We start from the raw sequence: 18,527 nt of genomic DNA, 5'->3' as shown, positions 1-18,527 counted from the left end.
TCGTCGACACACGCCGTATGCAGCACGAGGAACAAGGGATGTTCGCGCCGGCCAATGAAACCCACTTTGCCCTGACCATCGAAGGTCTTTCCGCCGATTTCCAGGTGTTTACCCTCACCGGTCGGGAAGCCGTCAGCCAGCCTTTCGTATTCGAGGTGGAGCTGGTCAGTGAGCAGCCGTCGCTGGACCTCGAAACCCTGCTGCACAAACCGGCCTTCCTGCAACTGTCGCCCGACGGCAGCGGCATCCACGGCCTGATCTATCGCGCCGCGCAAGGCGATTCCGGCAAGCGCCTGACGCGCTACTCCGTGACCCTGCGCCCGCAACTCGCGTACCTCGCCCACCGGATCAACCAGCGGATCTTCCAGAACCTCAGCGTGCCGAAAATCATCGGCAAGGTCCTCGAAGAACACGGCATCCAGGGCAACGCCTATGAGTTTCAGACCGGTTCGATCTACCCCGATCGCCTCTACTGCGTGCAGTACGACGAATCGGACCTGCATTTCATCCAGCGCCTGTGCGAAGAAGAAGGCATTCACTACCACTTCCAGCACAGCGCGACGGCGCACAAACTGGTGTTCGGCGATGACCAGACGGTGTTTAAGAAACTGGCGCCGGTGGCCTATCAGCAGGACTCCGGCATGGTCGCCAGCGACCCGGTGATCAAGCGCTTCGACCTGCGCCTGGAAACCCGCACCAGCCGCACCACCCGCCGCGACTACGACTTCGAAAAACCGCGGATCACCCTCGAAAGCGAAAACCGTGGCGACGCCCTGCCCGACCTCGAGGACTACGACTACCCCGGCCGTTTCATCGACCGCGAACGCGGCAAGCACCTGGCCAAACGCGCCCTCGAACGTCATCGCAGCGACTTCCAGCTCGCCGAAGGCAAGAGCGACCAGCCGCTGCTGGTCAGCGGCCATTTCCTCGCGCTGAAAGAACACCCGAAAGCCAAGTGGAACGACCTGTGGCTGCTCACCGAAGTCCATCACGAAGGCAAGCAGCCGCAGGTGCTGGAAGAGTCGGTGACCAGTGACACCACCGCGCTGAAAGACGATTTCCATCAGGGCTACCGCAACCGCTTCCAGGCCACCCCATGGGACGTGCCGAACCGCCCGCCCTTGCGCCACCCGAAACCGCGCATCCTCGGCAGCCAGAGCGCAGTGGTCACCGGGCCCAAGGGTGAAGAAATCCACTGCGACGAATACGGCCGCGTCAAAGTCCAGTTCCACTGGGATCGTGAAGGTCAGGCCGACGACAAGACCAGCTGCTGGTTGCGCGTGTCTTCCGCCTGGGCCGGCGCCCAGTACGGCGGCATCGCCATCCCGCGCATAGGCATGGAAGTGCTGGTCACCTTCCTCGAAGGCGACCCCGACCAGCCGCTGATCAGCGGCTGCCTGTACCACAAGGAAAACACCGTCCCCTACGTCCTGCCGGCGAACAAGACGCGCACCACCTTCAAGACCCTGAGCTCAATGGGCGGTGGCGGCTTCAACGAACTGCGCATCGAAGACAAGAAAGGCCAGGAACAAATCTTCCTCCACGCCCAGCGCGACTGGGACGAGAACATCGAACACGACCAGAAAATCCGCGTCGGCAACGAACGCCACGACGTCGTGGAAAAGAACAGCTACACGGAATTCAAAGCCGAAGAACACCACACCGTCTACGAAGACCGCAAAGTCGAAGCACGGGCCAACGACCACCTGACCGTGGGCGTGAACCAGCACATCAAGATCGGCACCGGGCAATTCATCGACGCTGGCCAGGAAATTCACCTGAGCAGTGGCATGAAGGTGGTGCTGGAAGCCGGGGCCGAACTGACGCTGGTCGGCGGTGGCAGCTTCATCAAGATCGATGGCGGCGGCGTGACCATGAGCGGGCCGGCGATCAACATCAACTCCGGCGGCGGACCGGGCAGCGGCACCGGTGCTGCACCGTTGATGCCGGGCGTGCTGAAGCAGGCGGATGCCGACAAGGCTGGCGCCGTACTGTCGCCGGCGCAAATCAACACCCTCAAACGTAATGCGCCGTTCTGTGAAGAGTGTGAGAAGTGTAAGGCAGGTGCCTGTGCCATCTAATCGACTGACACCCAAGGGTTGGCTGACACAACAGCCGCTGCAGAAAGACGAACATCTGTATCTGGTCATCAGCGCTGCCAGCGATGCAGAAGCGCTCAAGGCCTTGTATCAGAGCGAACCGTCCGTCCAGGCCATTCCCGTCTGGGGTGGAACGCCCTACTCCACCTGGCAACCGGTGATGCCATACGTCGCCGAACTCCAGGCCAACTCGGCCTTCCTGCCCTGGATCACCGAAACCGACGCCCTCGACTGGGGCTGGCTGGCGGTCTCCCGCTCGGAGCCCAACGAAGTTTTCGAACATCTGCGCAGCTTGACCCAAGTGAAGATGCCGGACGGGACCGAAGTGTTTTTCCGGTTCTGGGATGGGCGGCATATCTATCCGATTCTTGAAGGGCTGGGTGAGACGGCTGGGGAAGTGTTGCCGGTGTTTGAGCGGTATCTGATTAATGGGCGGAGCCTGGACGTCGGGCCGAGGGTGGTGCCGAAGGCGAAGGATTGGCCGTGGTGGGAGGTGCCGAAAGATCTGCTGGACAGCTTGATGGCAGAAAACCCGTCGACCGTGATCGGCAACATGATGCAGTGGCTGCAGGAAGAGCATGCCGACCTGTACTTTTCGTTCCCGGAATCGAACCTGCAAAAGAAAGTGGCGCGCTTCGTAAAACGCACGCCACTCACGGAAGAAAATTTTACCGGCCTGCTGAAGGCCCATCTGGAAAGTGAGGTGGCTGTATGAGCATTTTGATGGGTGAGATTGTTGCCAATCTCAATGCAAAACAGCCTGATGCTCAGGCCATCATCAGCGACTTCAAGAAGTGCCTGAAGGATTATCGCGAGCATGCCGAAGCCTGGTACGGCGGCATTCTGGATGCAGAGCAACAGTTCAAGGTCGGTGACGAAGTCGGTACGGCGGACAAAGACAGCAAAAAGGAAAATACCCTTTATGCCAACTGCCCTGCCAACGGCAAACTCAAACTTGTACATAGTTTTGAGTCTGCGCGTTTTGTACCTATCGGCAATACGCCGGTGCGACTGGTGCCGGTGGAGAATGGCAAGCTCTACGGAAAGAACGAAGTCGGTCAACCGATCAACGTCAAAATCGGTCCAAGCGGGATTCTGGAGGTCACAGGCCTCAAACCGCATCAGCAATATGAAATCACTTTTTTCCCGAATCCCACCAAGGCTCAGATCGATAGCCTGTTCAACTCCTATCAAGGCGTAATCGGGGACCTGAGCGGCTGGCTGCAAACAGAGTGGACCACCGATTTTCTGCCACTCTGGCAAGCGCATACCAATGCATCCATGGCTGGACGGGCATTGCAGCAATTGGAGTCGGCGTGGAAGGGGTTCCTCAAGGCGATCATGGGGCTGTGGGGGGACATCAAAAGTCTCTACGACCTGGTTGCACACCCTCGGGAAAACTACGAAAAACTCAAAAAATTCTTCACCGAAGAACAGATAAAGAAGATCTATAACGCTTCAAAAGAAGCCATTCAAACAGCCCTGCTGATCGCCAGTGACGAGCCACTTATGTGGATCTACGTCGCAGCTATCGTAGCGTGGGTCAAAATGCTGCCTCCGCAGACCTGCACTGAAGTGCTGGCAGAACTGACTACGGAAGTACTGCTGAACATCCTGATCGGTATTGTTTTGACGGGCGGGATCGGTTTGGCCGTCCGTATTGGCACCAAGGGCCTTAATGCTGCAAGGAACAGCGGCAAGGTCATGGCACTGATTGAAGACTTCACGTCGATGCTGATGAAGATCAGCAAGAAGAATGCGACAGCACACGCCGATACGGCGAAACCGTTGATGCTCAACGGCAATTCGCCACTGAACCAGGCGAGAAAGGCGAGCGTAGAAATCGCGCCTCCAAAACCCGCAGAGACCGCTACACCACCAAAGAAAAAACCGCCCGTTTCCGGAGGTGCTGTAGAGACGGATGCGCAGATTCATGCACGCGGCAAGAAGGAAAACCGCACCCGCGCTCAACAACAGGAAAAAGTAGACAACGCGCCCGACCAGCCCAAAAACCCGGCGGATCAACCTGCTCAGTGCGCCGATAAGACCTGCACTAACGGTGAACCGGTATCGATGGTTACCGGCGAGGAATTGCTGACGCTCACTGACGGCGTATTGGGTGGGCTGCTACCCATTGAATGGACACGTCTCTATCGCAGCAGCGCGGTTGAAATCGACGGGCGTCTCGGCCATGGCTGGAGCCACTCCCTATCCCATCGCCTGCAAATCAACGATGAAGGCGTGTTGTGGACTGATAACGAAAACCGTCAGACCCGCTTCCCGATGCCGACCGAACAACGGCCAGCCATTACCAACAGTCTGGCTCAGGCGGCGATTTATCTGGGTAGCGCGCCGGGTGAACTGATCCTCACCCAAGCAGGAGCAAAACCACGCTTTTATCATTTCCGCGCAGACCGCCTGACGACGGTCAGTGACTCTTACGGAAATCAGGTGCATATCAGCTATGACCTGGTGGGGCGGATCCAGCGCATCGATAACGGTGCTGGCCGCGCGTTGCTGTTGCGCTACGACGATCGCCATATCGTTGCCGTTGATCAGCAACAGCAGCGTTCTGAGTATGACGAGCGCGGTGAGCGTCAGGATCCTTGGCTGACCATTCAGAACCTTGTCACCTACCGCTATAACGCTCGCAACCAATTGGTCTCGGCATCCAATGCCGCAGGGGAAACCGAGCATTACCGCTACAACGATCAGCACGTCATTCTCGAGCGACAACTGGCCGGTGGCGCCAGTTTTTTCTGGGAATGGGAACGTGAAGGCAAACTTTCCCGTTGCGTACGTCATTGGGCCAACTATTCGCAACTGGAAGCTCGCTACGAGTGGGATGACAAAGGCACAGTTACGGTTCACAACGCCGATGGCAGTGAACAGGTTTACGTGCATGACGAAAATGCACGGCTGATCAGTGAAACCGCTGCCGATGGTGCTGAAACGCAAAATGCCTATGACGATCAGGGACGTCTGGTTGCTGTAAAAGATCCAATGGGGGCCATCACCGAGTATCAATACAGCGATGCCGGACGACTGATGGCTGTCATCCCGCCGGAAGAAGAACCAACCCTCTACAACTACTTCGATGGGCAACTGATTGAAGTCAAACGTGGCAAGGCCCGTTGGCAGTACGACCGCAATCAACAAGGCGACATCACCCAGCAAATCGACCCGCAGGGCAACGAAACCCGCTACAGCTACGACCGCCAAGGCAGGCTGCTGGAAATTCATCACCCTGATGGCAGTCGCCATCAACTGGGCTGGAACAATCTCGGTCAATTGCTGGAGGAACGTCTTCCGGACGGTGGTCAGCGCAAGTATCGCTACGATGCACTTGGACGGCAGATCACCCGCCAGGACGAATTCGGCGCCATCACCCATTACCAATGGGACGCCGTCGACCGCCTGACTCAGGTCACCCTCCCCGGCGGCGCCACCCGTGCTTTCACCTACAACCCGTACGGACGCGTCACCGCCGAACGCGATGAGCTCGGCCGCATCACCCGCTACGAATACGCCGACAACCTGCATCTGGTCAGCCGCCGCATCAATTCCGACGGCAGCCAATTGCGCTATCGCTACGACAACGCCGGACTGCTACTCACTGAAATCGAAAACGAACGCGGCGAGCACTACAAGCTCGACTACTACGCCAATGGCCTGATCCAGCAGGAAACCGGTTTCGACGGCCGCCGCACCGCGTACGAATACGACCTCAACGGCCAGTTGCTGAAGAAAACCGAATTCGGCGACGACGGCAGCGAACTGGTCACCGAGTATCAGCGAGACGCTGCCGGACGACTGCTGGTGAAAACCCTCGCCGATGGCGAAGAAATTCACTACCGGTACGATGCCCTTGGCCGTCTGGTGAATGTCGACGACGGACACTGGCCGCTGGCCTACGAATACGACGTGCAGGATCGCCTGATCACCGAGCATCAGGGCTGGGGCACCACACGTTACGAATACGACAGCGTCGGACAACTGGGTCACTGCCGCCTCCCCGACGGCAGCACACTCGACTACCGTCATTTGTCCGGCGGACGTCTGAGCAGTATCGATCTCAACGGCTCACGCCTGACCAGCCACCAATTCAGCGCCGGTCGCGAACAGCAACGCCAACAAGGACTGCTGCTCAGCCAATACCAGTACGACGAACAAGGTCGCCTGCAAGCGCACAGCGTCAGCCAGCGCGAGAAAAACCTGTTCCAGCGTCGCTATAACTACGACGCCAACGGCAACCTCGCCGGCATCGATGACAGCCGCAAGGGCAACCGCAGCTTCCACTACGACCCGCTGGACCGCTTGACCAGCGTGCGTGGCGCGACACCGGAAACCTTCGCCCACGACCCGGCCGGCAACCTACTCGGCCAGAACAACGAAGGCACAGCCAACCTCGCAAACGTCAAAGGCAACCGCCTGTTGATGCAAGGCGACCGCCACTACGACTACGACGCCTATGGCAACCTGATCCGCGAACGCCGTGGCACCGGACAGAAACTCGTCACCGAATACCGCTACGACTGCCAGCATCGACTGATCGGCGCGAGCCTGCCGGGTGGCAGCACCGCGTCCTACAAGTACGACGCTTTCGGTCGCCGCATCGAGAAAACCGTCGACGGCCACACAACCGAATTCTTGTGGCAAGGCGAACGCCTGATCGCCGAAAGCGGCGACAACCGATATCGCACCTACATCTACGAACCCGGTAGCTTCCGCCCGCTGGCGATGCTCGACGGTGAAGGCCCGCGTAAGGCAACGCCATTCTACTACCAGCTCGATCACCTAGGCACACCGCAGGAACTCACCGACTACAGCGGTGAAATCATGTGGTCCGCGAAATACCGCGCGTACGGCAACCTCGCGGCGCTGGACGTCAGCGAAATCGACAACCCGTTGCGATTCCAGGGTCAGTATTACGATGCGGAGACAGGGTTACATTACAACCGGCACCGCTACTACAATCCCAACATCGGACGATATCTGACGCCCGACCCGATCAAGCTGGCAGGTGGTTTGAACAACTACCAGTACGTACCTAACCCAACCGGCTGGGTGGATCCGTTAGGCTGGACGTCAGGAAAAATTGATTGCCCTGGAGCATCTAGTGCACCTGCGGGAGAAATTGGCAAACCGGTTAAAACTTCAAAAAACCCCTTAAGCCCCTCGCTTGAGACAGATGCTTACGGAAACGAAATATACTATCGAACTCTTAGTCCCGAGCACTTGGAAGAACTCAAAGCGACAGGTGAAATCCCACCAACAAGTGAAACATTTATATCTCCCTCACAAGCATACTCATCTGGTTATTCAGGAAAGCTTGTGCGGTTCACGACTAAGCCTGGAACGATGGGCGAATTGAAAAAAATCGGCGTGACCGCAAACGAAGGCACCGCGCCTTTATTCCCCGATATGGAGCAGGCAAAAAAGGGGTGGACGCTAGAAAATGCGTTATTTAAGCTAGAAGGGAAAAAGAAGGCTCATGTAAACAATGGAAATGGCGTTGTCAACACAGGGCTTGGAAGCGGGAAAGCGCTAGATACCTTCAATACCAACATCATAAAATTCGAAGAACTAAATTAATTCAGGACCATAACAGTGAAAAAAATCTACGATCTAGCAATAAAGCTCAATACGAACCCGGCATATATGGAAAAAGTACAAGCTCTAACACTGAACAGCTCAAAACCACTTTTAGGATTAAAAGGCACATACGGCCTTTTTGGATCGAAAGAGTGGTGGACCAACATAGAAAACAATGCAATCCCTCAAACAGAAATTGAAGGAACGATTGTAAAAGTCTATCGCACAGGCCAAGACAACATTGAAAAACAGAATACGATAGACATCATAACCACAGAACAAAAAATCCATACAGAAGGAATGTATGCAAACAATGAAGATGACAAAACCCTCTATAAAGAAGGAGCAAAGGTAAAAATAAAGTATGCACACGAACCATTGAAGAACCAGCCAGCAGCGGACGGCTCACAAAACAACGCCAATACTATTTTAGAAATATCAATCAGCGTTTGATAACACAACAAAAGAAGCCAAAGGGGACAGATTTATTTTTCGTTAAAGAAAATAAATCTGTCCCCTTTTCATTTAGGTCGGATGGAAGTCTCCTTACGAATTAAAGACAGAGCAATAGACATGTTAATTAAGGACATCAGTTGGATATCCAGAGACTCGACTGAGGCGGAAGTTGAGATCAGTGACGGAAACTTTACCTGCATTGCCTTTTCTCAGCCATGCAGTGCGAATATTGGAGAAACCATAAATGAGCCACTGCATATTTTCTCGTTAAAAGATGCAATGATCTGTGAAATCGAGTCGGCAGTAGGGATCTGGAACACAGAGAAACCTGGGCTATCTCGAAAAGTAATTGCCAGAGTAATAAATGCATCAGAGCACCTGGTGGCCGTGGGTGGAATAAAACTATTAATCGATGACTACTTACCCGGCGGCATAAATACTGGCGACCTAATCGAGTTCAAATGCGGCCGAATTGATCTCTGGTAAACAATCCAAAGGGGAACCAGTCCAGTCAAAGGGGACCAGTCTAAGGGGACAGATTTATTGTTCGGATTTATTCTTCGTTGAAAAAATAAACCTTGGACCTGCCCCCTTTCACCTCTTTTCATCCTGAAAAGCAAATCCGTTATATCTCACACAAAACCAACCTCTCAATCTGATTTACAACCCACACAAAGGACTGTCTCTTGCCACACCTAACACGCTCACTAGCTCTCATCCTCGCTTTGACTCTGTCCCTGAACGCAACCGCCCTGTCACTACACTCAGAAAAACGTCCCGACGGCACCGTTGCGTTGTTGCTGACAAATGATCCCGCAGCGCCCACTCCCCCGACACTCAATCAGGATCCGGCAATTCGAACTTCACTGGTTGCTTTTTTTGGCTATGCGACCGGTAGCTACACAAACGACAACACCATGATCGTGCAGCAGGTGCTTGAATCCCTCGATTCAGAAGTTTCGACTTTTGAAGAAGGGGTACCCGCCGGGAAAAAGATGATTACAGCCATGAATGACCGTAATAACGGTATCGAACGGGCTGCCTTGTTGCTGGATGAAAAGGGCCAATTGGTAGCCGTCGGGTTGGTAAACGGACACTGCACAGTAAAGTCCCGAGAAGGGTCGTTGAGCTGTAATGACCTAACGGACACTGTGCTGACTATCTTCCAGCCGAAAGGCGCGAACAAAGATGATGCTGCGTCTCTTGTTACCTGGAGTAAACAACTGCCGCCCATGCAAGCCATCCTTGCCGAGAGCGACAATCCTGAAACACGCGCTAATGTGCAGAAGATTGCGACTGTCGAATACGTTCCCACAGATCCGAAAAAGGCGGCGTGGAGCGCTTCACAGCTTCCTTCCGACTTTCCCAAATTCATGCTTCCGTTGCTTCCCGAGCAAGCTTATTTGATCGGTGCTGGAGCACACGGAGAATTCACAACGCCCGGCATGGTCGGCGCACGTATGGATGGCGACTGGGATGAAATGGCCGGCCGGCCACGACATGAGTTCGAGGTCATTCTGCGGACCTACACCGAGTACGCAAGCGTGCTGGAATTTTACAAACAACATGCCAAAGATGCCGAGATCAGCGGCACCGAGAGAAAAGCACTTGTTGAGGGGTATATCGGTGGCGGGACCTACAAAATCGAGATCAACAATCGAAAAGAAGAGGGAACTGTGATCACCCTTTCCGCCTGGAAACAGGAAGTCTGATGAACAACAAGGGGCGACTTCAATCGCCCCTTGTTGCTAGCCACTTCAAAGCTTGTTTAACGCTTCCTGAGCCCCGGGTACCGAGCTTTCAATCGCCTTGAGCATCCAGAATTTCGCCTTGGTTTTGCTCTTGGTCAACCCACCTCTGCCCTGCGCGTACATGTTTCCCAACGCCAATTGAGCTTTGCCATATTTGGCATCGGCCGCCTTGCGATAAAGATTGGCCGCTTCCCGTTCATTGCGCTTCGTTCCACGGCCCTGTTCGAGCATCTGCGCCATTTCATATTGGGCGTACTTATTTCCCTTGGCAGCCGACTTGCTAAACCAATCGAAGGCACTGACTTCATCTTTTTCGACACCTCGCCCGGCAGCCAGGACTTCTGCAAAATCAAACTGCCCAGAAGCATTCCCCGTCTCGGCGAACTTACGGAACCATGTGGCTGCCGCTACGTCATCCTGTAGAACCCCATCCCCTTCTTGGTAGATCATCGCCAATAGCATGTAGGCATCGGGATAACCGCCCTCGGCGGACTGGTTGTAGTAGGCCATAGCCTTGTCCATATCCTTGAGATTTTTTATCGAGCGGCCACCACGATGATAAATCTGCGCCAGATGGAATTGCGCTTTCGCATTGCCCTGCTCCGCAGCTTTCAGACTCCAGTAAACCCCGGCGTCTTCACCTTCTACGCTCCAGTCCGAACTCAGTTCGTGGGCGAGTTCGGCTTGTGCCTCGGCATTGCCCTGTTCTGCGGGTTTACGAAACCACTCCTCAGGCATGCCGGGCGAGAATTGCTCTACCACCCCGCAAAGGTTCTGCTGAATGGCTTTGCCAAATTCCAGTTGTGCTTGAAGGTCACCCTTTACCGCGTCTTCGTGCAAGCGCTCCGAGTTAGGCGAACAGACCCCGCCCTTCATCGCGTCGTACAGCGCTCGCGGTTCCTGTGCCCACGTGTTGCCTGTGCTGAACAGAGTAAAAAGCGCCACACCGGCCGGGATGAAAGTCTTGAAACAGCGGTTCATTAAAACGTCCTTGTGAATCGATAAAATTGAAAAAAACAACCAGCCAATAGATTTACGTCACCTCAAAAGCCCCTTCCTCAACCTCATACTTAACCACCACCCGATTCCCATACAACCGCTCCCTCTCCACCAACGCCCCCACCTGCCCCTTCTCCCTCACCTCCCGCCAAATCTCATTCTCCCGATACACCCGCTCCCCCTCCCGCACAAACCGATGCCCCACTTCAAACACGTGATACCGATAAGCCCGCTCCCGATCACACAACAACTCCCCCTCCAGCTGCGTCTCCCCCACCTTCAGCTTCAGCTGAAAGCTGCGATCCGTCGGGTTGTGCAGTACCAGGTCGATGTAGTTGTAGAAGATCGCCGCGCCGGAGCCGAATGGCAGGACGCGGCCGTCGTCCGGGAAGGGGTCGAAGCTGTGGTTGGCGCGTTCGATGACGACCAAGGGTGAGTGAATGGCCATCCAGTGGATGAGGTTGCTGAGTTGGCAGATGCCGCCGCCGATGCCGGTGCGGGCTTCGCCGAATGAGAGTTCCATGCCTTCGACGTAGCCGCGTTGGCGGGTCGGGCGGCCGACGAGGCGGCAGAAGGAGAAATATTCGCCGGGGCGATGGTGACGCCGTCGATGGCGGCGACGGCGAGTTTGAGGTTGATGACTTTGTTGTGTTGCAGCGCGAGGTCGGAGTCGCCGAGTTTGCGGATCAGTTTTGAGGTGTGTTTGAGGTAGCGGTAAGGCAGGCGCGCGGACGTTGTGGCAGGCCGCGCGTAGCGTTTGCTCGAGCAGTGCCAGGCGATGTGGCGGAACAGTCTTTTTTGCCACACGCGCAGCCAGTAAAGGGCCGGGTGGTAGAGAGAAAGTGGTTTCATCCTTGGCGAACGGCGCGGGCCGTGGTCTTCCTTGAGCTTTAAAGGGCGGCGCATCTTACCGTGGAACCGCGCTTGATCGCCAAGCGCCTCGCCGGTGTCGCAAGCCGTAACAAGTCGCCCGGCCCGGGCGCTCGGAAATTAAGCTTCAACTAAGGTTGCGTCCCTACCATCCGGGCCACAAAGCAGCGGTTCTGTGTGCTGATTGCCGTCAGCAGAACCCTTCAACTTGAAGTGAGCCCGGACCATGAGTGCGATCGATTCCACCTCTAAACAACTGCCCGCCTTCAGTCTTGTATTGGTCAATTACAAGACGCCGGAAATAACCCGGATGTGCCTGGAGTTTCTCCAGCAATACGTCAAGGAGCATCAAATTCCGGTGTGGGTGGTGGACAACGATTCCGCCGATGAAAGCCTGATCTACTTGCGGTCTCTGGACTGGATCAACTTGATCGAGCGCCCTTCACCCGGCAAGGAAGCGGGACATATCGCTCATGGCAAGGCACTTGATCTGGCACTTGCGAAAGTTGAAACCGATTACCTGTTTTTGCTGCACACCGACACTTTCGTTTTTGACAGTACTGTCTTTTCGATGATGATGAATGAGTGTATGCAATCTTTGGATACAGCAGCGGTAGGTTGCGTCGAGCAATTAGATCGCGGCGTCCTGAGAGACACCTGGCGCTTGTCTTCGCGTTACTTCAAACACTATTTCCGCCGGGCAAAACAGCACTTCGGGTTGCCCTCCAGAGATCCAAAACCCTATCGGGAAACTCATCTGAAAAGCTTCTGCACCTTGTGGAATGCACGGTTGATCAAGGCTCACGGGCTGCATTTTTCGATGGACGACCGGGTCCCGGGATACACGCTGCAGGATCGTTTAAGCAGCCTTGGCTACGGCATCAAATGTCTCTCGCCACGGACGATCTTCCGCTACCTGGATCACATCCAGGCCGGCACCGTGGCCGCGATCGGTGGATACGGTACACAACACCGCCGCACCACCATGTATCAGGAAACGCTCAAGCGCCTGCAGTTACAACAAGGCATGCGACCTGCAAAATAGTAAGACAATAAAAAAGGGCGACTTCAAAGTCGCCCTTTTTGCATCTGAATTCTTTGGCCTCCACTCCGGGGAGGTGTTCGCCCAGTGTAATGGCCTGGCAATCCATGCACCGGTAAAGAGCCCTGACACTGGGCGAACGGGAGGGATTTTAATGGAAGTTGGCGGATATGTCGTGCAAATTGAAGATGAAATTTATGTACTAAAACGTTAACGGATATTGATGACCGATATTTCCCGACAAACTTTCAGAATTATCCGACTCGAACATTTTATATGACTGTTCTCATACCATTACTTGTACAAGAACAGTCATTCTGTAGAGTCAATACTCAACTTTCATGCTGACTGGTCACTTTTAATACATCGGTGTAAGTGACCACGACGCTCTGTCCGACTTTCAGGTTTTTCAGTTTGGCCTGAATCTCAGGCTTTTCGACGTTGAGGGTTTTCGACTGGCCCGACGGGTTTTCCAGGGTCACCTGGTTTTTCGCCAAATCAATTTTGGTGATTTTCAGTTGCACCTGAACCTGGCGGAAGGCCTCGCCACCGGGGTTGCTGCTGCCCACGGCGTTGCGCAGTTCACCGGTGCGCTCGGTGGAGCCTGGCAGACCTTTATCCACGTCTGTATCCAGATAAGCGGCGACCGAACGTGTCACCTGGATCTGAACTTGATCGCCAACCTTCAGGTTGCCGAGGTTTTTCGCCTTGTCGCTGAGCTGAATGTGCACCTGGCGACCTTCCGCGCCTTCCAGGACCACTTGATGATTGGCCGGGTCAACCGCCAGCACTTTGGTGGTGACCCGGTCGGCCTCGACAGCGGCCGAAAGCGGTATATCGGCGGCCACCGCCGAAAAGCTGGCAGTAGAAAGGACAGTGGCAAGTGCAATGGCGTGCGTCAGTGCTTGGAGCTTCATAAGCGGTACTTTCCCTGTGATGGATGGCAACACCCGGCGCCAACGTGGTCAGCGACGGATGTGCCAGTGAGCATAGACGCGCTTCAGGGTTTGTTCCGCGATCGTTGCGCAGTGTCCTGCGCCGTGGACTCGCCACTGGGGGTGCCTTTACCGGAGCTCTGCCGCTGTTTGGGATCGGTGGGGCGCAGCGCGTCGTTGTCGCGCTCGGTTTCACCCGGCGGACGAGGCTCGTCGGGGTGCTCGTTATCAGGGACAGTGTTCATTCCAGGCCTCCTCAGGCTTCCGGATCATCGAGTTCCCGCGCAACGTTCACAGCAGGTGAGTCCTTGTGCAGGTCATCGGCTTTGGCTCTGAGGATCTGCCACTGCTCAAGATCGATTGCACCTTGACCAAGCAAATCGTCAGCAATGCGCTGCAGATCGAAGTAATGGGCATCCGGGGATTGTTGCCAGTACGTCTGATCGTCAAACATTTGCTGCCAAGTCGTCAGGTCTGGAGATTTCAGTTCCTCGCTCATGGATCGGATCCTCGGCCATGTTCCTCGGTAGAGGTGGCATCCCAGACAGAGTTCCAATCGATTCCTTCGCGGCACGGCGCGCGGAATCAATACCCGGTCATCTCCAGATAACCCTGCCCGCTCCGATTGCCGCTCAGGCGCACCGGCCCTTCCCAATAGGGGATGCGCATGTTCATCCAGGCGTCGGGGTTGATTGCATTGAGGGTGATCTGCAGGTTTTTTTCCGGAATGTCGATCGACCAGCGCACCGGCATCGAACGTCCGGCCACCTTCGCAGTGTCCTGCGGGGTCAGCTTGATCTGGTCGGCGTGCAGGGTTTCGGTCTGGCCATCGGCGGCAATCCACGTGCCGGTGAGATATGGCGCCCCTTCCTTCTGGCGCATGCGGTACAGCATGACGTGTTCGCCGCCATCCAGATGCAAAGAGAACCAGTCCCACCCCGTCTGGTTGGCGGTCAGTGGCTGGCTGCTCCATTCGCGGTCGAGCCACGCCGGGCCGTTGACGGTGTAGGTCTGGCCGTCGATCTGCAGGGTTCCGCTGGCTTGGAAAAACGGTTGGCTGTAGTAATACGACGCCTGGCCCTGTTCGGATTTCTGGCTGAAACCCTTGTCGCCTTGCAGCACCAGCGGGCGGCTGGAGGTCAGGCGCAGCTGGTAGCTGAAGTTCTTGTCCCGGGCGCTGAGTTGCAGGTCGGCCAGCGGATCGCTCGCCTGACTGACGAAACGCCAGTCATCGATCCACGCCTCGAACGGCGCTGCATGCACGCCGGCCTGCCCGACGCCGCCACGAGCGTAACGCTCGGCGGCGTGGTGGACGCTGGCCGAAGTCACCGCCGCATGCCCGAGCCAGATCGTCTGGTTTGCCCAGCCCGGCTGCTGCGGTGAGGCGTTCAGAGCGCTGCGAAACAACGTCCACTGCACGCCGAAATCGTTACCCTGCGCATCCTTGAGATTGGCCGTCACGTACCACCATTCAATGCGAAAACCGTCATGGGCGCCGTGATCCGCCGGAAAGCTGAATACCCGTCCCGGCACCACCGGCGTGAAGGCCTGTGCCTGAGCGCCCATCCCGGCGAAACCCTTCTGCTCCGGTGCGGGGTTGTCGCAACCACTCAACAACAACGCCAGAAACACCAGCGCAAACCTAGTCCTCATGGGCAAACGTCCTCAGCAGGTCCGCCGGTTGCGTGCGGTACAGCGAATACAGCGGCCACGCCGAGGCCAGCAACGTCGCCAGCAGCGCCAGCCCCATCAGTTGCAGCAACTGCAATGGAAACACCCGCAGCGGCAGACGCCAGCCAAAGGCCTGAACGTTAATAACCGCGTCCAGGCACCACGCCAGGCCGATGCCCAACGGCAAGGCCAGCACCAGCGTCAGCAGCGCCAACAGCCACGTTTGCCCGAGATTGAGCAACATCAACTGCCGTCGCGTCACGCCCAGGGCCCACAACGGTGCGAGCTGGCCGAGACGGCTCTGGCTCTGGGTCAGCAGGCTGATGAACAGCGCCACACCGGCGACGGCCAACGTCAGGCTATTCAGCGCGGCGGTCGCGGCGAAGGTGCGTTCGAAGACTTGCACCGACCAGCCTTTGAGCCGCGCCTGATCGACGATCCGGCTGTCATCGAGCTGGAAACGTGCCTGCAAGGCCGTGAGCAACGCCGGGATGTTCGGCGGGTCGATGCGCAGGTTGAAGCGGTTCGGCGTCAACTGCGGCCAGCCGCGCAACAGGTGATTGCTGTTGATCAGCACATGGCCCTTGGGATTGCCATAGTCAGCGTAAATGCCGACTATGCGCGGCGACCACGACCCGCCCGGCGTGGGAATCGTCAGGTGATCGCCCGGCGTCACTTTCAAGCGCCGCGCCAGTTGTTCGCTGAGCATCACCGCATCGTCCTTGGCCAGCGCCGCCCACGGGTCGTCTCTTCGAGATTCGAGCAACGGCCAGTGCTGGCGATAGTGCGGATGATCGATGATCCCGAACACGTCCGCCGGCCAGCCTTGCAGCGTCACCGAAACCTGCCAGTTGGGCATGATCGCGGTGACGTTCGGTTGCTGTTTGAGCCAGGTGTACAGCTCTCGCGCCTGCGCCGGGTTGCTCGGGTTCAGATAAAGCTCGGCTGTGAGCCGTTGTTCGAGCCAGTCGTTGAAGGTCTGGCGAAAACCGGCGGTCATGCTGCCGGCGCCGATGTTCGCCGCCATCGCCAGCAGCAGCGCCATCAAGGCCAGGCTCAGCGCCGGCAATTGCTGGCGGCAATCGGCGAGAAACCATTGCCCGAGCACCGAGCGGCTGCGCCCGAGCAAACCGTTGAGCAGCGCGCTGAGCAACACCGGCAACGCCAGTGCGGCGCCGAGCAACAGCCCCGCCATCAACACAAAACCGCTGGCCAGGCTGTTGCCCCATACCAGCGCGGCCAAGGCAATCACTGCACATACGCCGGCCACCCAACCCTGACGCCGCAACCAGCGCGCATGTTGCTGATGCCAGGCCTGCGGATCCGCCACCGCCAGCAATGGCAGTCGCGCTGCACGCAGCAAACTGTTGGCCCCGGCCAGCAACGCGCCGAGCAGGCTCAAGCCGATACCGCTGAACCACCACCAAGGACTCAGGCGCAACTGCCCCGCCACTTCCGCGCCGTACAGACCGCGCAGGCTGGCCGCGACGTCCGGCAACAGCACGCTCGCCAGCCAGTAACCGCTGACCACGCCGAACAATCCGCCGATCAACGCCAACGCGCCAAGCTCAACGATCAGGCAAGCGATCAGCATCCGCGCGCTGACCCCGCAGGCCCTCAAGGTGCGCAGCAATCCCCGGCGTTGCTCCAGCGCGAGACCGATAGCCGCGTGAACAATGAACAACCCAACGATGAACGAGAGAAACCCGAGGGCATCGAGGTTGAGGTGGAAGCTTTCGGTCAGTCGAGCAAGGTTGTTTTCTTCGCCACTGCTTTTGAGCTGTAACTGGCCTTTGAACGCGGCCGGCACCTCGGCGTGAAAATCCTTCGGCAACAGCAGACGTGACAGTTGATCGGGCTGTTCGAGCACGCGCTGAGCGACGCCAATGTCCACTAGCAGCACGCCGGGTGCCATGTCGGTTTGCGCGCGCAGCGGCGGCAGCGTCTGAGCGGTTTCGGTGGCCGGGGTCGCGCCCTCGGCGAGGTTCAGCGCCCGCAAGGTTTCGGGAGAAATCCAGGTGCTGCCCGGCGGACTGAAGAACTCGACGATGCGCTCGATCGGCATCGCCTGCCCGGCCACCGCGCTGTCGCCGGGTAACGACACCGGCTCGATGCCCATCAATTGCAGACGCTGGTTTTCGTGGCCTTTAAGAATCAGGCGCCCTTGCAGCACCGGCGACACCGGCCAGCCCAGGCGCCGCAGATCAACGAACCATTGTTGCGGGAACGTCGCGCCGTTTGGCGTGCTGAGGCTGGCCTGGGGTTCGCCGCCAACCAACTGGCTGGCCCGGGCGTAACTGTCCCGCGCCTGCCTGTTGAGCGCTTCGACTCCGGTCAACAGACTGGTGGCCAACCACAACCCGGTCAGCACGCTGAAAAACTGCACCGGATGGCGCCGCCAGTGACTGAGCAGCGCCATCAACGCGTGGCGGAAAACCTTCACGTCAAGCGACCGCTGGACAGCACCACGCGCTCCGCCAGCCGCGCCGCCACGCGTTGACTGTGGGTGACCATCAGCAAGGTGGTCGGAGTGTCATCGAGCAATTCCAGCAACAGCCGCAACACTTCGTCGCTGGTGGCTTCGTCGAGGCTGCCCGTGGGCTCGTCGGCCAGCAACAGTTTCGGTTGCGCCGCCAGCGCCCGGCCGAGCGCAACCCGCTGTTGCTGGCCGCCGGAGAGTTGTTCGGGATAGCGCTTGAGTAATTCGCCCAGCCCCAGACGCTGCACCAGATGATGCTGCCAGCGCGGGTCATGCCGCCCGGCCAGCCGCGCCTGAAACGCCAGGTTGTCTTCGATGCGCAGGCTGCCGATCAGGTTGTACTGCTGGAACACCAGACCGATTTCGGTGCGCCGCCAGTTGGCCAGTTGCGCCTCGTTCATCCGGTCCAGCCGATGTTCGCCGCTGCTGATGCTGCCGCTGTCGACTTTGTCGAGCCCGGCGATCAGGTGCAGCAGCGTGCTCTTGCCGCTGCCCGACTCGCCCATCAGCGCCAGACTGCTGCCGGGCTTGAGCGTCAGGTCGATGCCTTGCAGCACCGGCAACGGGCCTTGCGGGGTGAGGTAGCTTTTGAAGACGTTTTGAACCTGGAGCATGCCGCCATCCGATCGA

General features: G+C 57.3%; 14 protein-coding genes and 1 pseudogene. 7 read left to right on the top strand and 8 right to left on the bottom strand.

Annotated features, from left to right (window positions below; genetic code table 11):
- The first annotated feature begins 38 nt into the window (after positions 1-38).
- The 6 genes from tssI to PMI24_RS17605 all read left to right on the top strand — a co-directional run bounded on the left by tssI (position 39) and on the right by PMI24_RS17605 (position 9,862).
- Entirely contained in the window at positions 39-2,081 is a 2,043-nt protein-coding gene (tssI, locus tag PMI24_RS17625) for a type VI secretion system Vgr family protein (RefSeq protein WP_007956218.1), read from the top strand.
- The gene (locus PMI24_RS17620) at positions 2,071-2,814 is read left to right on the top strand and encodes a DUF4123 domain-containing protein (protein ID WP_045121799.1); all 744 of its coding nucleotides are present in this window, start codon (positions 2,071-2,073) and stop codon (positions 2,812-2,814) included. The genes tssI and PMI24_RS17620 overlap by 11 nt, the downstream gene beginning before the upstream one ends.
- Positions 2,811-7,694, top strand: coding sequence for an RHS repeat-associated core domain-containing protein (locus PMI24_RS29635; protein ID WP_007956206.1), 4,884 nt, complete (start codon positions 2,811-2,813; stop codon positions 7,692-7,694). Before PMI24_RS17620 ends, PMI24_RS29635 begins: the two co-directional genes overlap by 4 nt.
- 15 nt (positions 7,695-7,709) lie before the next feature.
- Positions 7,710-8,147, top strand: a complete 438-nt coding sequence (locus PMI24_RS28935) for a hypothetical protein (protein WP_081493575.1) — start codon at positions 7,710-7,712, stop codon at positions 8,145-8,147.
- Positions 8,148-8,267: 120 nt separating this feature from the next.
- Positions 8,268-8,636, top strand: coding sequence for a hypothetical protein (locus PMI24_RS17610; protein WP_045121806.1), 369 nt, complete (start codon positions 8,268-8,270; stop codon positions 8,634-8,636).
- Between the two features lie 200 nt (positions 8,637-8,836).
- The gene (locus tag PMI24_RS17605; protein ID WP_007956205.1) at positions 8,837-9,862 is read left to right on the top strand and encodes a hypothetical protein; all 1,026 of its coding nucleotides are present in this window, start codon (positions 8,837-8,839) and stop codon (positions 9,860-9,862) included.
- Positions 9,863-9,907: 45 nt separating this feature from the next.
- Here the strand turns inward: PMI24_RS17605 and PMI24_RS17600 are convergent, their stop codons facing one another.
- Positions 9,908-10,882, bottom strand: coding sequence for a tetratricopeptide repeat protein (locus tag PMI24_RS17600; RefSeq protein ID WP_007956204.1), 975 nt, complete (start codon positions 10,880-10,882; stop codon positions 9,908-9,910).
- Between the two features lie 52 nt (positions 10,883-10,934).
- Positions 10,935-11,752 (bottom strand): annotated as a pseudogene (locus tag PMI24_RS17595) (VanW family protein).
- A 244-nt stretch (positions 11,753-11,996) separates the two neighbouring features.
- On the opposite strand from PMI24_RS17595, the gene PMI24_RS17590 reads away from it, so the two are divergent.
- Positions 11,997-12,815 (top strand): glycosyltransferase family 2 protein, encoded by an 819-nt coding sequence (locus tag PMI24_RS17590; protein ID WP_007956202.1) that lies wholly within the window; start codon positions 11,997-11,999, stop codon positions 12,813-12,815.
- A 329-nt stretch (positions 12,816-13,144) separates the two neighbouring features.
- Here PMI24_RS17590 and PMI24_RS17585 read toward each other — a convergent pair whose 3' ends face one another.
- The 6 genes from PMI24_RS17585 to PMI24_RS17560 all read right to left on the bottom strand — a co-directional run bounded on the left by PMI24_RS17585 (position 13,145) and on the right by PMI24_RS17560 (position 18,511).
- Positions 13,145-13,729 (bottom strand): hypothetical protein, encoded by a 585-nt coding sequence (locus PMI24_RS17585; RefSeq protein ID WP_007956201.1) that lies wholly within the window; start codon positions 13,727-13,729, stop codon positions 13,145-13,147.
- Positions 13,730-13,812: 83 nt separating this feature from the next.
- Positions 13,813-13,992 carry a hypothetical protein gene (locus PMI24_RS17580; RefSeq protein ID WP_007956200.1) on the bottom strand — a complete coding sequence of 60 codons (180 nt, stop codon included), beginning with the start codon at positions 13,990-13,992 and terminating at the stop codon, positions 13,813-13,815.
- Between the two features lie 11 nt (positions 13,993-14,003).
- A complete protein-coding gene (locus tag PMI24_RS17575; RefSeq protein WP_007956199.1) occupies positions 14,004-14,246 on the bottom strand; it encodes a hypothetical protein in 243 nt (80 codons plus the stop codon).
- An 86-nt stretch (positions 14,247-14,332) separates the two neighbouring features.
- The gene (locus PMI24_RS17570; protein WP_007956198.1) at positions 14,333-15,400 is read right to left on the bottom strand and encodes a lipocalin-like domain-containing protein; all 1,068 of its coding nucleotides are present in this window, start codon (positions 15,398-15,400) and stop codon (positions 14,333-14,335) included.
- Positions 15,390-17,861: an FtsX-like permease family protein gene (locus PMI24_RS17565; protein ID WP_007956197.1), complete on the bottom strand. Its 2,472-nt coding sequence runs from the start codon at positions 17,859-17,861 to the stop codon at positions 15,390-15,392. The genes PMI24_RS17570 and PMI24_RS17565 overlap by 11 nt, the downstream gene beginning before the upstream one ends.
- Positions 17,858-18,511 (bottom strand): ABC transporter ATP-binding protein, encoded by a 654-nt coding sequence (locus tag PMI24_RS17560; RefSeq protein ID WP_007956196.1) that lies wholly within the window; start codon positions 18,509-18,511, stop codon positions 17,858-17,860. The genes PMI24_RS17565 and PMI24_RS17560 overlap by 4 nt, the downstream gene beginning before the upstream one ends.
- Positions 18,512-18,527: the final 16 nt, after the last annotated feature.

Origin of the sequence: Pseudomonas sp. GM25, assembly GCF_000282255.1 — a bacterium.
Taxonomy (GTDB): Bacteria; Pseudomonadota; Gammaproteobacteria; order Pseudomonadales; family Pseudomonadaceae; genus Aquipseudomonas; species Aquipseudomonas aphyarum.
Note: the sequence above shows the minus strand (reverse complement) of the source record. Positions and strands in the feature narration are given on the sequence as shown.

Excerpts from the sequence above, each read along its gene's own strand:
- tssI (WP_007956218.1), top strand. The coding sequence starts at position 39 with ATGTTCGCGCCGGCCAATGAAACCCACTTTGCCCTGACCATCGAAGGT.
- PMI24_RS29635 (WP_007956206.1), top strand. The coding sequence starts at position 2,811 with ATGAGCATTTTGATGGGTGAGATTGTTGCCAATCTCAATGCAAAACAG.
- PMI24_RS17610 (WP_045121806.1), top strand. The coding sequence starts at position 8,268 with ATGTTAATTAAGGACATCAGTTGGATATCCAGAGACTCGACTGAGGCG.
- PMI24_RS17600 (WP_007956204.1), bottom strand. The coding sequence starts at position 10,882 with ATGAACCGCTGTTTCAAGACTTTCATCCCGGCCGGTGTGGCGCTTTTT.
- PMI24_RS17590 (WP_007956202.1), top strand. The coding sequence starts at position 11,997 with ATGAGTGCGATCGATTCCACCTCTAAACAACTGCCCGCCTTCAGTCTT.
- PMI24_RS17585 (WP_007956201.1), bottom strand. The coding sequence starts at position 13,729 with ATGAAGCTCCAAGCACTGACGCACGCCATTGCACTTGCCACTGTCCTT.
- PMI24_RS17580 (WP_007956200.1), bottom strand. The coding sequence starts at position 13,992 with ATGAACACTGTCCCTGATAACGAGCACCCCGACGAGCCTCGTCCGCCG.
- PMI24_RS17575 (WP_007956199.1), bottom strand. The coding sequence starts at position 14,246 with ATGAGCGAGGAACTGAAATCTCCAGACCTGACGACTTGGCAGCAAATG.
- PMI24_RS17570 (WP_007956198.1), bottom strand. The coding sequence starts at position 15,400 with ATGAGGACTAGGTTTGCGCTGGTGTTTCTGGCGTTGTTGTTGAGTGGT.
- PMI24_RS17560 (WP_007956196.1), bottom strand. The coding sequence starts at position 18,511 with ATGCTCCAGGTTCAAAACGTCTTCAAAAGCTACCTCACCCCGCAAGGC.